The sequence below is a fragment of the Pseudomonas sp. Pseusp97 genome, assembly GCF_047304025.1.
Taxonomy (GTDB): Bacteria; Pseudomonadota; Gammaproteobacteria; order Pseudomonadales; family Pseudomonadaceae; genus Pseudomonas.
Genome location: NZ_JBGLYK010000060.1, coordinates 14,560 through 27,848, shown reverse-complemented (window position 1 = coordinate 27,848; position 13,289 = coordinate 14,560). Strand labels below are relative to the sequence as shown.

At 66.7% G+C, this 13,289-nt stretch carries 14 protein-coding genes and 1 pseudogene; 6 read left to right on the top strand and 9 right to left on the bottom strand.

Going from position 1 to position 13,289, the window contains the following annotated elements; genetic code table 11:
- Nucleotides 1-108: 108 nt before the first annotated feature.
- The 5 genes from pdxH to dinG form a co-directional block, all read right to left on the bottom strand.
- Nucleotides 109-756 carry a pyridoxamine 5'-phosphate oxidase gene (gene pdxH / locus ACCC94_RS12865; protein ID WP_413349840.1) on the bottom strand — a complete coding sequence of 216 codons (648 nt, stop codon included), beginning with the start codon at nucleotides 754-756 and terminating at the stop codon, nucleotides 109-111.
- 108 nt (nucleotides 757-864) lie between these two features.
- The gene (locus ACCC94_RS12860) at nucleotides 865-1,665 is read right to left on the bottom strand and encodes an OmpA family protein (protein ID WP_413349839.1); all 801 of its coding nucleotides are present in this window, start codon (nucleotides 1,663-1,665) and stop codon (nucleotides 865-867) included.
- A 245-nt stretch (nucleotides 1,666-1,910) separates the two neighbouring features.
- Nucleotides 1,911-3,056 carry a serine hydrolase domain-containing protein gene (locus tag ACCC94_RS12855; protein ID WP_413349838.1) on the bottom strand — a complete coding sequence of 382 codons (1,146 nt, stop codon included), beginning with the start codon at nucleotides 3,054-3,056 and terminating at the stop codon, nucleotides 1,911-1,913.
- A gap of 102 nt (nucleotides 3,057-3,158) precedes the next feature.
- A complete protein-coding gene (locus tag ACCC94_RS12850; RefSeq protein ID WP_413349837.1) occupies nucleotides 3,159-5,435 on the bottom strand; it encodes a beta-galactosidase in 2,277 nt (758 codons plus the stop codon).
- A 79-nt stretch (nucleotides 5,436-5,514) separates the two neighbouring features.
- On the bottom strand, nucleotides 5,515-7,659 hold the full coding sequence (gene dinG / locus ACCC94_RS12845; RefSeq protein ID WP_413349836.1) for an ATP-dependent DNA helicase DinG: 2,145 nt from the start codon (nucleotides 7,657-7,659) through the stop codon (nucleotides 5,515-5,517).
- Nucleotides 7,660-7,781: 122 nt separating this feature from the next.
- On the opposite strand from dinG, the gene ACCC94_RS12840 reads away from it, so the two are divergent.
- Nucleotides 7,782-8,246: a CopD family protein gene (locus tag ACCC94_RS12840; RefSeq protein ID WP_413349835.1), complete on the top strand. Its 465-nt coding sequence runs from the start codon at nucleotides 7,782-7,784 to the stop codon at nucleotides 8,244-8,246.
- A 64-nt stretch (nucleotides 8,247-8,310) separates the two neighbouring features.
- Here ACCC94_RS12840 and ACCC94_RS12835 read toward each other — a convergent pair whose 3' ends face one another.
- The 3 genes from ACCC94_RS12835 to ACCC94_RS12825 all read right to left on the bottom strand — a co-directional run bounded on the left by ACCC94_RS12835 (nucleotide 8,311) and on the right by ACCC94_RS12825 (nucleotide 10,108).
- Complete coding sequence (locus ACCC94_RS12835; protein ID WP_413349834.1) at nucleotides 8,311-9,075, bottom strand: collagen-like protein; 765 nt, start codon at nucleotides 9,073-9,075, stop codon at nucleotides 8,311-8,313.
- Nucleotides 9,068-9,355 (bottom strand): DUF1145 domain-containing protein, encoded by a 288-nt coding sequence (locus ACCC94_RS12830; RefSeq protein WP_413349833.1) that lies wholly within the window; start codon nucleotides 9,353-9,355, stop codon nucleotides 9,068-9,070. Before ACCC94_RS12830 ends, ACCC94_RS12835 begins: the two co-directional genes overlap by 8 nt.
- Before the next feature lie 120 nt (nucleotides 9,356-9,475).
- Nucleotides 9,476-10,108, bottom strand: a complete 633-nt coding sequence (locus ACCC94_RS12825) for an OmpA family protein (RefSeq protein ID WP_026079264.1) — start codon at nucleotides 10,106-10,108, stop codon at nucleotides 9,476-9,478.
- A 140-nt stretch (nucleotides 10,109-10,248) separates the two neighbouring features.
- On the opposite strand from ACCC94_RS12825, the gene ACCC94_RS12820 reads away from it, so the two are divergent.
- The 3 genes from ACCC94_RS12820 (at nucleotide 10,249) to ACCC94_RS12810 (ending at nucleotide 11,978) form a co-directional block, all read left to right on the top strand.
- A complete protein-coding gene (locus tag ACCC94_RS12820) occupies nucleotides 10,249-10,737 on the top strand; it encodes a DUF6231 family protein (RefSeq protein WP_081517734.1) in 489 nt (162 codons plus the stop codon).
- A gap of 2 nt (nucleotides 10,738-10,739) precedes the next feature.
- Nucleotides 10,740-11,213 carry a YchJ family protein gene (locus ACCC94_RS12815; RefSeq protein ID WP_413349832.1) on the top strand — a complete coding sequence of 158 codons (474 nt, stop codon included), beginning with the start codon at nucleotides 10,740-10,742 and terminating at the stop codon, nucleotides 11,211-11,213.
- 138 nt (nucleotides 11,214-11,351) lie between these two features.
- A complete protein-coding gene (locus tag ACCC94_RS12810) occupies nucleotides 11,352-11,978 on the top strand; it encodes a trimeric intracellular cation channel family protein (RefSeq protein ID WP_413349831.1) in 627 nt (208 codons plus the stop codon).
- On the opposite strand, the pseudogene ACCC94_RS12805 reads toward ACCC94_RS12810, so the two are convergent.
- Nucleotides 11,979-12,450: pseudogene (locus ACCC94_RS12805) on the bottom strand (hypothetical protein).
- A gap of 122 nt (nucleotides 12,451-12,572) precedes the next feature.
- Here ACCC94_RS12805 and ACCC94_RS12800 point away from each other — a divergent pair.
- On the top strand, nucleotides 12,573-13,058 hold the full coding sequence (locus ACCC94_RS12800) for an LEA type 2 family protein (RefSeq protein ID WP_413349830.1): 486 nt from the start codon (nucleotides 12,573-12,575) through the stop codon (nucleotides 13,056-13,058).
- An 8-nt stretch (nucleotides 13,059-13,066) separates the two neighbouring features.
- On the top strand, nucleotides 13,067-13,267 hold the full coding sequence (locus ACCC94_RS12795; RefSeq protein ID WP_024765232.1) for an SEC-C metal-binding domain-containing protein: 201 nt from the start codon (nucleotides 13,067-13,069) through the stop codon (nucleotides 13,265-13,267).
- The last annotated feature ends 22 nt before the right edge of the window (nucleotides 13,268-13,289 follow it).

Here is a 13,289-nt window from a genome sequence, read left to right as displayed (position 1 = left end):
AGCCAGGGTGAGGGGCTTTTGATCTTGTAGGAGCGAGCTTGCTCGCGAACCGCTTCAGCGAGGCTTGGTTCGCAAGCAAGCTCGCTCCTACGAAAAACAAACAGCGACTCAGGGCGCCAGGCGCTCGCGCACCCAGGCGCCGTTCTCGTTGCGGAAGTTGAGGCGATCATGCAGGCGGCTCGGGCGGCCCTGCCAGAATTCGATGCGGCTCGGCAGCAGGCGATAGCCGCCCCAGAAGTCCGGGCAGGTCGGCGCGCTGTCGGCAAAGCGTTTTTCGGTCTCGGCCAGCAGTTGTTCCAGTTCGCCGCGTCCGTCGATCACCCGGCTCTGCGGCGAGGCCCAGGCGCCCAGGCGGCTGCCCAGCGGGCGCACGCGGTAGTAGGCGGCGGACTCTTCGACCGAGACCTTCTCGACCCGCCCCTCGATGCGCACCTGACGCTCCAGCGCCGGCCAGAAGAAGGTCATGGCCGCTCGCGGGTTTTCCGTCAGTTGCTGGCCCTTGGCGCTTTCGTAGTTGCTGAAGAAGGTGAAGCCGCGCTCGTCCAATCCCTTGAGCAGCAGCACCCGACAGTGCGGCTGGCCATCGGCATCCACGGTGGCGAGCATCATCGAGTTGGGCTCGACCGGCAGTTGCTCGGTCTTCACCGCGTCTTCGAACCATTGGCTGAACAGGCTGAACGGTTCGACGGGCGCCTGGGTTTCGGTCAGTCCGTCACGGGTGTATTCGCGGCGCATATCGGCCAGGGTCTGAGCCATCGGAAATCTCCTGCAGAAGAAGTCCCTAAGCTTATCCAGAGTTGCGCCTTCGCGCTTGATCCACGACAAGCGTCACTCCGGGCGGAATGACGCCTTGCCCGGCGCGGATCAGTTGGCCTGTGCGAGCGCCAGCAGGCTGGTGCGCTGGGTCACCAGGACTTCGACGCGACGATTCAGCGCACGGCCTTCGGCGCTGCCATTGTCGGCACGCGGCAGGCTGGAGCCGACGCCCTTCAGACGCAGACGATCGGCGCCCAGGCCGCTCAGGCGGAAGATCGAGGACACCGCCTGGGCGCGCTGCAGGCTGACCTTGTCGTTGAGCGCCTTGTCGCCGGAGCTGTCGCTGTGGCCGAGGACCAGCACGCCGCTCTCCGGATCGTTCTGCAGCATCTTCGCCACGTTGCCCAGCGGCGCCAGGGTAATCGGCAGCAGCAGCTCAGGACGCTTGGGGTTGAAGGAACCTTCCACCGGCGCGATCAGCACCAGGGCATTCTCGCGGCGCTCGACGGTGAACTTGCTGCCGGCCACCGCGGCGCGCAGGGATTTCTCGTGCTGGTCCAGCCATTCCTTGCTGACCTTGACGTCCTGCGGCTTGGCGGCCTTGTCGGCGCCCGGCTTGCTTTCGCTCACGCCGAACGGCCACCACCAGTGCCCACCGGGCTGCTTGCTGCCGGCATCGGCGACCTTGGGCGCTTCGGCGGGCTTTTTCTCCGGCGCGGGCGCCGCTGCGCTCACTTCCTCGTCACCACCGAAAGGCCACCCCCAGTGGCCAGTGCCGGGCTTGGCGGCAGCCGCTGCGCTTTCCGGCGCCCTGGCCTGATCCTGGGACTGGAACTGGCTGCAGGCGGAAAGACCGACGCACAGCGCAAGGGTGGAGACTTTCAGCGAATGGGAGAGCAACGGGTTCATGCGGGCGATTCCATAAGTCGGAACATGAAGGAAGACGGGGCGCGCGACCGGCAGGCGGCAGCACCCTGACTTCAGCAATCAGCTTAAGAGTTGTACATAACTTACTCAGTTGGAACGAGATTTTAATCCCGAACTGACGAGCGGCGCATACCTGCGCGCAGGTGAAGGCCGTCGCAGCCAGTGCGACGGCAAATGCGGACGACCTTAAGAAGGCGCAGCGGGAGGAAGGTTCCTCCCGCCCGTCGCTACAGGCAGTCGCCGGCGATACGCGCCAGGCGCTGGGCGCGCGGGTCCATCAGCACGTAGGGGCCAAGGGTGTTGACGACGAATCCGAAGGCCAGCTCGCGCTCGGGATCGGCAAAGCCAATGGAGCCGCCGGCCCCCGGATGACCGAAGGCTTGCGGGCCAAGGCCGTAGGTGGCGTTGGCCACGCTCGGCTGGTCCAGCATGCAGCCCAGGCCAAAGCGCGTACAGGTCAACAAAGTTCGATCCTCGCCAACGGCATGCTCGCGGGTGAGCTCGGCCAGCAGCGCTTCGTCCAGCAATCTGCCCTGCAGCAGGCCGGTGTAGAAGCCGGCCAGAGAGCGCGCATTGCCGTGGCCGTTGGCCGCGGGCTGCGACATGCGCCGCCATTCCGGCTTGTTGGTGCTGGTGAGCACCGACGGCGGATTGGTGAAAGCGCGGGTGGAGAGCGCGGCGGCGTCGGTCATCATGGTGCGCAGCAGGCGTTGCGCGGCGGCATCGCCCAGGTTGCCCTTGCCACGGGCGATATGCGCGACGCGGTGGAATTCGGCGTCATCCAGGCCGATATGGAAATCCAGCCCCAGCGGTTCGGCGGTGCGCGCGATGATGGCAGCCCCCGGCTCGCAACCATCGACACGGCGGATCACTTCGCCGATCAGCCAGCCGTAGGTAATGGGCGCGTAGCCATGCTCGGCTCCCGGCGTCCACCAGGGCGTCTCGGCGGCGAGCGCGGCGGCCATGGTCGACCAGTCATACAGTGCCTCGGGCGCCAGCGGTTCGCGGATCGCCGGCAGACCGGCGCGATGGCAAAGGAGCTGGCGCACGGTGATGGTCTGCTTGCCGGCCTGCTCGAACTCCGGCCAGTAGCGCGCCACCGGCGCGTCCAGCTCCAGGCGGCCCTCGCCCACCAGTTGCAGCGCGGCGACGGCGGCGAAGGTCTTGGTGCAGGAGAACAGGTTGAGCAGCGTATCGGCCTGCCAGTCCTGCCCTGGCTCCTTGCCCGCGCTGCCAGCCCAGAGATCGACCACTGTCTCGCCGCCGACCTGGATGCACAGCGCCGCGCCGCGCTCCTGCGGGTCTTCGAACAGCGCGCTGAAGGCATCGGCAACGGGGGTGAAGCGCGGATCGCAGTGGCCGTTCAGGGTCATCTCAAGCTCCGGAAATGCACAGGGGCAAAGCCGCCATTCTTTCAGCGCGCTCCGCCCCTGGGAACCCTGCCGAAGGCAGGGTGTGGCTTCACGAATGACGGATCATTGCTCCGAGGCCTGTTCCTCGTCGTCGTCAGAGGCGGGCACGGGTTTCGGCGCGGGCTCCGGTGCCACCTTGGCGGCGGCGCGGGCCTGTTCGTCGATGCTTTTCAGCGTCTGCTGGTTGGCCTTGCGCACGCCGTCGACGAAGCCGGTGAACGGCAGGTCGGTGATGCCGACCAGGCCGATGTGGCCGTTCTCGCCATCGAGCAGGCGGCCGGTCACCGGCTGGTCGAGGTACTGGAACCAGTGCGCTCCGACGATGTTCGGCTCCTTCGCCGCCTCGGCGACGAAGCGCTGGTAGGCCTCGCCGCGCTGCTGCTCGTTGTAAACCTCGGCGACGCCACCCCAGAACGGCCCGCGGTCACGGGAGCCGAAGTGGAATTCGGTGATCAGCACCGGCTTGTCCAGGCTGCGCACGTAGCTGGCGTCGAAGCCCTGCTGCGGCAGCGGCACATAGAGGTTGAAGCTGAGGACGTCGCAATACTGCGCGCAGGAGGCCAGCGCCTCAGGCGTGCTGACGGCGAAGCGCGGGCCGAGCAGCAGGTGGTTCGGCGCATGCCATTGCAGCGAGTCCTTCAGCGTCTTGAAGTACTGGTCGGCGTACAGCCGCAGGAAGGCGCTGTAGTCCTGGGCGATGGCCGGGTGCGCCTCGCTCGGGACCGGTGCCTGGTAGCCCGGCGCGTCGAGGTCTTCCCAGGAGCCCAGCTGCACGCCCCAGGCCTCGGCGAGCTGCTCGTGGTCCTCGTACTTGTCCTTGAGCTGCTTGATGAAGGCGCGCTTGGCCGGGCTGTCGGTGGACAGCTTGAGCGTGCCGAAGGCCAGGGCGAAATGTGCCTGGTCGTCATCGCCACGGCCGGCCCAGGCCAGTTCGTTGTCGGCGTAGTAGCCCAGCAGCCAGGCGTCCTCGCGGTGGTCGCGGGCGGCGATGGCGATGGCGCGCTCGGCGGCCATGGCGAAGCGCGGGTCGAACGGGTCGGGCATGGCGCCCCACCAGTCGTAGCCGGTGCTGACCGTGGCGTAGTCGCCGCTGATGGACAGCGGCACGCTGTAGGGCATGCGCGGATCCTCGGCGAAGGCCGGATCGCTCCAGTCACCCAGGGTGTTGAAGCCCCAGGAACCGAGGCGCTGCACGGTGCGCTCGCGCCAGGCGGCGGCAGCGGCGTCGGCGCTCAGGCCGCCGTCGGCGCGGAAGCGATTGGCGGCGTAGAAGTCGAACCAGCGGCCGTTGCCAAAGGCGCGGCCCTGCTGGGCGCCGACGCCGTTGCGGTCATCGCGCTGGCCGTAGAAGGCGGCCAGCGGCTCGTCCTCTTTCGGCAGGCTGGCGAACATGTACTCGCGGCCTTCCACGTAGGTCTGGCTGCTGTCGGCGTTCACCGCGTTGACGCCCATGGACCAGAACGAGTGCCCTTCCGGCGTCACCAGCCACCAGCGGCCGTTGCGTTTCTCAGTGCGGAAGAAGCCGGTGCCCTCGAACGCCGGGCCGTCCAGCAGGCCGCCAAAGGCGTCGCGACCGGGCGCCGGCTGCCACTTTTTCAACTGCTCGCCTTCGGCTTTCCAGGCGTTGGCCAGTTGTTCGGGGCTCTTCACCTTTTCCGGCCAGTCGCTGCGGGTGGATTGGCCGAAGGCGTCGACGATGCCGGTGTAGGCCTTGTGGTATTCGTCGTTGCCGGCGCGGGTACCGAAGCGCCCGACGAGGATGTCCTGCGCCGCCTTGGGCGAAGTGAGGAACAGCTTGACCGCGCCGACCTGGCTGCGGTTCAGCTCGCCCGTGACCTTGCTCGCCAGAAGCAGGCGCTGACCGTCCTGGGTGACAGGCATGGGCACGCCGGCGCGCATGCCGAAGTCCTCCGGGGCGATGGCGTGCAGCGGGATCACCAGGGTCTGCGCCGGGCCCGGCGGCAACGCGATGCTGGCGCGCAGGCCGGGGGCGCCGGCGATGCCTTCGATTTCCACTTCCAGGGTGATGGCCCAGTCCATGGCGTTCTGGATGCGCAGGCTGACGCTGTCGGCCTGGGACCAGTCCCAGCTGCCGCTCGACGGTGCGAGGCGCAGGGTCGGTTGCGGCGCCGGGTTGAAATTCACCCGACGGAGGATTTCGCCCTCGGGCGTGGCCTCGGCGGTGGCGCTGGGCAGGTCGGCGTTCTGCGTGGTGACCGTGACCACGGCCATCGGCTTGACGAAGTTGAACAGGGTTTCATTGCCGCCGGCCGACCAGGCCGGGGCACTGGCGATGGCCAGGCTGAGCAGCAGAGGCAGATGCCAACGCATCGAAGTCATGGATTCGAGTCCTTGCAACACGCCCGCCGGGCGGCGGGCGTTCGTTTGACAGCAAGCGCGGGAGCTCGCTCCCGCACACTCAAGCTATTTCGCGGCGGAACGGCGGCAGTGCGTTAAGAATGGCCTTGCCGTAGCGCTGCGTCACCACGCGGCGGTCCAGCAGCGTGATGGTGCCGCGGTCCTGCTCGGTGCGCAGCAGGCGGCCGCAGGCCTGCACCAGGCGCAGCGAGGCGTCGGGCACGGCGATCTCCATGAAGGGATTGCCGCCGCGCGCCTCGATCCACTCCGACAACGCCGCTTCCACCGGGTCATCCGGCACGGCGAAGGGAATCTTGGCGATCACCACGTGCTCGCAATAGGCACCGGGCAGGTCCACACCTTCGGAGAAACTGGCCAGGCCGAACAGCACGCTCGGCTCGCCGTCGTCCACCCGCGAACGGTGCTTGTTCAGGGTTTCCTGCTTGGACAGGTTGCCCTGGATCAGCACCCGCTTGCGCCAGTCGCGGTCCAGGCCGTCGAAGACTTCCTGCATCTGCTTGCGCGAGGAGAACAGGATCAGCGAGCCGCGCGAGCCTTCGACTATCTCCGGCAGCTCGCGGATGATCGCCGCGGTGTGGGCGGCGGCATCGCGCGGGTCGGCCTTGAGGTCGGGCACGCGCAGCACGCCGGCGTCGGCATGGTGGAACGGGCTCGGCACCACGGCGGTGACGGCGGCGCGCGGCAGGCCGGCGCGCATGCGGTAGCGGTCGAAAGTGCCCAGCGCGGTGAGGGTCGCGGACGTCACCAGAACGCCGTAGGCCACGTTCCACAGGTTGCGGCGCAGGGTCTCGGCGGCGAGGATCGGGCTGGCGTTGGCCTCGATGTCGTAGAAGGTGCCGCTCTCGGCGAGGGTCAGCCAGCGCGCCATGGGCGGGCTATCTTCCGGGTCTTCGCAGGTAAAGGCGGTCCACAGCTCCCAGTTGCCCTGGGCGCGGGACAGCAGGCTGCCGAACAGCGGATACCACTCCTCGGCCTGGTGGCTGGCGATACCGACGCTGCCCTCTCCGTCCATGGCTTCCTTGAGCAGTTCGGTGAGGCGGGTGAAGAGGTCGGTGAGCTTGGAGAAGCCCTTCTTCAGCTCGATGCCCATCTCGCGGATATGCTCGGGGATCACCCCGCCCTCGAAGCGATGGCGCGGCCGCTCGCGGCCTTCCATGTCCTCGCCGGCGCGGAAGTCGCCGACTTCCTCGCAGGCGGTGAACATGAACTGCTGGTGCGTGCGCAGCTCGCGGGCCAGCTCGGGCACCTGTTCGATCAGGCGGCCGAGGTCGCCCGGCAGCGGGTTCTGCGCCAGCAGCTTGGTCAGGTTCTTCTCCACCTGGCCCAGCCAGTCGGCGGTGGCGCGCAGGCGGGTGAAGTGGGCGAAGTGGCCGATGGCCTTGTCCGGCAGGTGATGGCCTTCGTCGAACACGTAAAGGGTGTCGCGCGGGTCCGGCAGGATCGCGCCGCCACCCAGGGCGAGGTCGGCCAGCACCAGGTCATGGTTGGTGACGATCACGTCGACCTTGGTCATGCCTTCACGCGCCTTGTAGAAGGCGCACTGCTGGAAATTCGGGCAATGGCGGTTGGTGCACTGGCTGTGGTCGGTGGTGACCTGCGCCCAGTGCGCGTCCTCGATGGCTTCGGGCCAGGAGTCGCGGTCGCCGTCCCAGCGGTTGCCCGCCAGGCGTTCGATCATCTGGTTGAACAGCTTGGTGGAGGTCTCGTCCACGTCGATGCGGAAGCCTTCCTCCTCGAACAGCTGGGCGGTGGCGCTCTGCGCCTGGCCTTCCTGCAACAGGTGGTCGAGCTTGGACAGGCACATGTAGCGCCCGCGTCCCTTGGCCAGGGCGAAGCTGAATGACAGGCCGGAATTGCGCAGCAGGTCGGGCAGGTCCTTGTGGACGATCTGCTCCTGCAGGGCGACGGTGGCGGTGGCGACCACCAGGCGCTTGCCGGCGGCCTTGGCGCAGGCAATGGCGGCGAGGCTGTAGGCGACGGTCTTGCCGGTGCCGGTGCCGGCTTCCACGGCGACCACGGCGGCATCGCCCAGGCGATGGCCTTCCTCGTCGCTGGCGATGGTCCCCAGGACCTTGGCGACTTCGGCAATCATCAGGCGCTGGCCGTAGCGCGGCTTGAGTTCCTTGGCCTCGAGGAAGCGCGAGTAGGCGCCCTGGATCGTGGCCTTGAGTTCGGTGCTGAGCATGGACTTCCCGGGCCCCGGACACGCCCTGGCGGACATATCCGGATGCTGGATAAATTTTCAGTGGTTCGAATCGGCGGCTATGATAGCGCGCCTGACTTCAATCGCCAGCGGAGATCGTCCGAATGACACCCTTTGCCTTCGTCTATGCCTTGCACGTCCTGGCCGCCCTGGTCTGGGTCGGCGGCATGTTCTTCGCCTGGATGGTGCTGCGCCCGGCCGCCGTCGCCGCGCTGGAAGCGCCGCCCCGGCTGAAGCTGTGGCTGGAAGTGTTCCCGCGCTTCTTCCGCTGGGTGTGGGCGGCGGTGATCGTGCTGCCGGTGACCGGCGTGGGCATGCTGCACCTGAGCTTCAACGGCATGGCCGGCGCGCCGCGCTACGTGCAGGTGATGATGGGGCTGTACGTGGCGATGCTCGCGCTGTTCCTGCGCATCCAGGCGCTGCAACTGCCGGAACTGCGCCGCGCGGTGGGCGCCGAGGACTGGCCGGCCGGCGGTGCCGCGCTGGGCAGGATCCGCAAGACCGTGGGCCTGAACCTGTTGATCGGCATGGCGCTGGTGGCATTCGTCGCCGCGCGCCCGCACTGGTAAGAGCCGCGCTTCAACAAAAAAGCCCGCCTGGTAACCGGGCGGGCTTTTTTTCGGGCACGTCGATTCAGAAGCGCTTCACGTCCAGGCGGCCTTCGCTGCCTTTCGCCCCTTCCGCACCACCCTGGCCTTCCGCGCCGGGCTTCTCGCCTTCTACCGAATAGAACCAGCAGCCCTTTTCGCTGCTGCGCGGTCCGGCCTTGCCGGGCTTGCCGCCCGCTCCGCCAGCGCCGCCTTCCAGGCGTACCCTGACCTTCTCGACGTCGAACCGCTCGGGCACTTCCAGCCGCACCACGCCACCGGACGCGCCCGGCTGGCCATCGGCGCCGTTCTGGCCGTCGCCCGCAGACCTCCCGCTGCCCCACAGGCATCCGGACGTCTGCGCGCTGCCGCCATCCAGGCCGTCATAGCCCGGCGCACCGACGCCACCGCGCACGTCGATCAGCAGGTTTTCCACCGCCACGTCCTGCAGCCGCAATACCAGGTTGCGGCCGCTGCTGGCGGGTTTGTCGAAGCTGCCGGAGCTGCCTTGCGCGGCGATCACGCTGCCATCGGCGAGGTTGCCGTGCTGCACTTCGATCTGCAGCGCATCGTTGCCAGGGAACACGCCGATGCGCGCGTTCTTCGCCAGGTCCAGCTCGCCGATCTTCAGCTCCTTGACCCGCGACGGAATCAGCAGCGCGCCCTCCGGGCCGACACTGATGCGGTCCAGGCTAAGGCTCTCGCCCTTCACCGGCAGGCGCAGCACGGTGTTGGCTTCCACCGACACGCTGCCAGCGGCCGAACAGGCCAGCGGGGCGAACAGCGCCAGCCCCAGCAACGACTTACGCATGGGTATCTCCTTCTACTTTTGCGGATGCCGGCTGCGGCAGGGCAGCGAAATGGAAGACGCCGAACAGCAGGATCTGCAGGCGGTCCATGCCCGGATGCGGGCGACCCTGCAGGCGTTTGCGCAGCGCCAGGACTTCGAGGATATGGACCAGCAGGATCAGCGCGCCCGCCGCATTGAGCAGCAGCGCGAAGGGATGTGCGAAGGGTTGGATCAGGTTGGCCAGCACCGCCAGCCAGAACAACAGGGCAATCAGTTTGCCCAGCCCCAACAACGCTTTCATGAAGTGCCCCCGTGTTTTTCTTTGCCGGGGAACATACGCCTCTGCCCCGGCCTGTGCCAGTGGCAACCGGGAATGACAAAGGGGGCCACGAAGGCCCCCTTTGCACCGATCACCCCGGACTTACTGGCGGGTGATCTTGATTTCCACGCGACGGTTCTCGGCGCGGCCTTCCTTGGTCTTGTTGTCCGCAACCGGCTGGCTCTCGCCATAGCCGACGACCGACTTGATGCTGCTGGCAGGCACGCCAGAGTCGATCAGGTAGTTGGACACGGCGTTGGCGCGGCGTTCGGACAGTTTCTGGTTGTAGGCGTCGGTACCGATGCTGTCGGTATGGCCGCCGATGTTCAGCTCGGTGCTCGCGGCCTCACCCTTCAGGCGGGTAGCGATGGTGTCGAGCTTGTCCTTGTCCTGCGCATCGATCTTCGACGAGTCGAAGGCGAAGTGCAGGTCACGCACCACGATGGTCTCTTCCTTGGGCAACGGAGCCGGTGCAGGCTCAGGAGCCGGCGCAGGCGGCGGAACCTCGGCCACTTGTTCTTCGGCGCCATGCACCCAGCAGTAGGACGCACCCAGCACGCCACCGATCAGGGCTCCCCAACCCGCCCAGGCGCTGCTCTCGATGGAACCCAGACCTGCGCCCCCGACACCGCCAACCACGGCGCAAGTCGGCCAGTCGGACTTCTGCAGCCCTGCGCAACCGGTGAGCAACGTGCTTACCAGCAACAGGGGTAAAGCGGTCCTTGTGATGCTCATAAAGTTAAGTCTCCTCTAATGATCGGGTCTTGACCGACAATTACCGAGTAAAGACGTGACTGACAGAATGCGCCAGCACTAGGCCATATGGGTGTCACACGCTAGTCTTCGTTCATTATTTTTTGCCTTCGACGAGCCCCATGATTTCGACACGCACGCCGCAACAAGCCCTCGCCGCCCTGCTGGATCGCTACGCCCCGCAACGCTTGCTGCTGGTAGGCGCCAGCCAGATTCCCGCCGTGGACGCCTTCCTCGCGGCGCATCCGGATTGTGAGCTGTTTCACGCCGATGCCGGTGCGCTGCCGGCCGAGCTGGCCGGCCAGCGCTACGACCTCGCGCTGCTGGCCGATTGCCTGGAACATCTGCCGCGCCGCGAGGCGCAGCAACTGGTCGGCGGCATCCGCAACCTCAACAGCAGCCGCGTGGCCGTGCTGGTCGACCTCGACGCCGCCCAGGCGCAGGATGCGGACTTCTACGCCCTGGCCATGCAGGCCAGCGAGCGTTTCCAGCGCGACGAGCAGGTGATCACCCTGTTCACCTACGATTTGCACGAATACAAACAGGTCCCGGACTGGCTCAACGCGAAGTTCTGGGCCAACCCGGAAAACTTTGGGAAGTACTGGTGGTGACCATGACCGAACCGACCTGCCCCTGCGGCAGCGGCCGTCCATTACCCGACTGCTGCGGGCGTTTCCATGCCGGTGTCGCGGCGCCCACTGCCGAGGCATTGATGCGCTCACGCTACAGTGCGTACGCGCTGGGCCTGGTGGATTACCTGCGCGATACCACCCTGCCTGCGCAGCAACAGGCGCTGGACCTGGACGCCATCCGCAGCTGGAGCCTGGGCAGCACCTGGCTGGGCCTGGAAGTGGTGAGCCATGAAGTGCTCGGCGGCCAGCCGGAGCATGCGCGGGTGACCTTCATCGCGCGCTGGCACGACGCCGCCGGCGAACACAGCCACCGCGAATGCTCGGGATTCGTCCAGCGCGACGGCCGCTGGTACTTCCTCGACCCGACCGTGCCGATGAAACTGGGGCGCAACGACCCGTGCCCCTGCGGCGCCGGCGGCAAGCTGAAGAAATGCTGCGGTCCGTGGATCGAGTAGGCCAGGATCGAGTAGGACAGAATCGAGTAAGGCGCGAACGCGCCCCACTTGGGGGCGTGCGGTGTCTGGGCTAGAATCCGCGCTTTTTTCCGGGGCGGCGGGTTTTCGCCGCACCGGCTACCCCTGCCGGACCTCGCCATGCTGCTGACCGTTCTCTACATCATCGCCATCACCGCCGAAGCCATGACCGGCGCGCTGTCCGCCGGCCGGCGGAGCATGGACCTGTTCGGCGTGGTGCTGGTGGCGTGCGTCACCGCCCTGGGTGGCGGCTCGGTGCGCGACATGCTGCTGGGCCACTACCCGCTGACCTGGGTGCGTCACCCGGAGTACCTGGCACTGACGGCCGGCGCCGCGCTGTTCACCGTGTTCATCGCCCCGCTGATGCGCCACCTGCGCTCGATGTTCCTCGCGCTGGACGCCGTGGGCCTGGTGGCCTTCACCCTGATCGGTTGCCAGGTCAGCCTGGAAATGGGCCACAGCCTGCTGATCGCCGCCGTGAGCGGGGTGATCACCGGGGTGTTCGGCGGCATCCTGCGGGACATCTTCTGCAACGACGTGCCGCTGATCTTCCGCCGCGAGCTGTACGCCAGCGTGTCCTTCGCCAGCGCCTGGTGCTACCTGATCTGCCTGCAGATCGACCTGCCCAGGGAACAGGCCATGCTGATCACCCTGTTCTCCGGCTTCCTGTTCCGCATGCTGGCGATCCGCTTCCGCTGGGAAATGCCCAAGTTCGTCTACAAGGACGACCCGCACCAGGGCGATTGATCAGTCCTGCAGCTTGAGATGGCTGGTGTCCGGCGCCGGGCCGGCGGGAGCCGGTTTGGCCTGGCCCATGTCGCTGCCCACCGGGGCGACGCTGAACTGGCTGAGGTCCACGCGCGGCGCCCGGGCCTCGGGTTTCTCGTCCTGCAGGTCGGTGCCCACCGGCGCCAGGCCGAAGTCCGGCGCATCGACATCGGAGAAAGCGGCCATGTACTCGTCACGCGGCGCGACCTTCAGGCGACCTTGCGGCGCAGCGTTGGACGCAGCCGGCTGCACCGGCGCGCTCGATCACACTGCGGTACTTTTCCGCGGCCTCGGCGTCGAGGTTGTTCTTGATCACCATGCGGCGGCCGGAGAACAGCAGTTCGATGCGCTGGGCGTCGGCCTGGAACAGCCTGGCCAGGTTGGCTTTGACCGTTTCCAGCTGAGCACCCGGGACGGTCTGCCCCGAGAAGGCAATCTCATAGCGGCTCATCTTCACTCTCCTGTGTTAACCCGCCGGTTACATTCGGCCAGTATGGTGCAGCTTCTTTTAACGTAACAACAACTTGCGGCCGAGCAGGTGCTTGGTACACTGGGGCGTCTTGAGGGGTAGACATGAATTATCAGGCGCAAATGATAAGAATTTTCAGCCTGTTCTGGCTGTTCAGCCTCGTCTCCGGCTGCGGCTGGATGTCGGGCAATTTCGAGCAACCCGACGTGAAGCTGCAGAAAGTCGACGTCGTGAAAGCTCGCTTGCTGGAGCAGGAGTTCGTCCTGCATTTCCGCATCGACAACCCGAACGACTTCAGCCTCCCGGTTCGCGGCCTGGCCTACAAGGTCAAGCTCAATGATGTCGATCTCGCCGAGGGCGAGTCGAATAACTGGTTCACAGTGCCGGCCAATGGTCACGAAACCTTCGAGGTGCCGGTGACCACCAACCTGTGGCGGCACATGAAGTACATCGTCAAGCTGCTGGAAGACCCGGACAAGCCAATCCGCTACAACCTCACCGGCGAGGTGAAGACCGGACTGCTGTTCGGACAGAGCGTGCACATCGCTCGCAATGGCGAGATAATTCCCGGCGATTTCATCCCCGAGTGAGCGTCACCATGAGCCAGGAACCCCACGTACACGGTCCGAACTGCAACCACGACCACGATCATGACCACCACCATGATCACGGCCACGTGCACGGCCCGCACTGCAACCACAGCCATGAGCCTGCGCGTAATCCGCTCAAGGACGTGGGCCGCAACGATCCTTGCCCCTGCGGCAGCGGCAGCAAGTACAAGAAGTGCCACGGCGCCTGACCCAGGCCCCGAGCACTGCGAA

Excerpts from the sequence above, each read along its gene's own strand:
- ACCC94_RS12830 (WP_413349833.1), bottom strand. The coding sequence starts at position 9,355 with ATGAAAGCGTTGTTGGGGCTGGGCAAACTGATTGCCCTGTTGTTCTGG.
- ACCC94_RS12835 (WP_413349834.1), bottom strand. The coding sequence starts at position 9,075 with ATGCGTAAGTCGTTGCTGGGGCTGGCGCTGTTCGCCCCGCTGGCCTGT.
- ACCC94_RS12800 (WP_413349830.1), top strand. The coding sequence starts at position 12,573 with ATGAATTATCAGGCGCAAATGATAAGAATTTTCAGCCTGTTCTGGCTG.
- dinG (WP_413349836.1), bottom strand. The coding sequence starts at position 7,659 with ATGCTCAGCACCGAACTCAAGGCCACGATCCAGGGCGCCTACTCGCGC.
- ACCC94_RS12855 (WP_413349838.1), bottom strand. The coding sequence starts at position 3,056 with ATGACCCTGAACGGCCACTGCGATCCGCGCTTCACCCCCGTTGCCGAT.
- ACCC94_RS12825 (WP_026079264.1), bottom strand. The coding sequence starts at position 10,108 with ATGAGCATCACAAGGACCGCTTTACCCCTGTTGCTGGTAAGCACGTTG.
- ACCC94_RS12840 (WP_413349835.1), top strand. The coding sequence starts at position 7,782 with ATGACACCCTTTGCCTTCGTCTATGCCTTGCACGTCCTGGCCGCCCTG.
- ACCC94_RS12850 (WP_413349837.1), bottom strand. The coding sequence starts at position 5,435 with ATGACTTCGATGCGTTGGCATCTGCCTCTGCTGCTCAGCCTGGCCATC.
- pdxH (WP_413349840.1), bottom strand. The coding sequence starts at position 756 with ATGGCTCAGACCCTGGCCGATATGCGCCGCGAATACACCCGTGACGGA.
- ACCC94_RS12820 (WP_081517734.1), top strand. The coding sequence starts at position 10,249 with ATGATTTCGACACGCACGCCGCAACAAGCCCTCGCCGCCCTGCTGGAT.
- ACCC94_RS12860 (WP_413349839.1), bottom strand. The coding sequence starts at position 1,665 with ATGAACCCGTTGCTCTCCCATTCGCTGAAAGTCTCCACCCTTGCGCTG.
- ACCC94_RS12810 (WP_413349831.1), top strand. The coding sequence starts at position 11,352 with ATGCTGCTGACCGTTCTCTACATCATCGCCATCACCGCCGAAGCCATG.
- ACCC94_RS12815 (WP_413349832.1), top strand. The coding sequence starts at position 10,740 with ATGACCGAACCGACCTGCCCCTGCGGCAGCGGCCGTCCATTACCCGAC.
- ACCC94_RS12795 (WP_024765232.1), top strand. The coding sequence starts at position 13,067 with ATGAGCCAGGAACCCCACGTACACGGTCCGAACTGCAACCACGACCAC.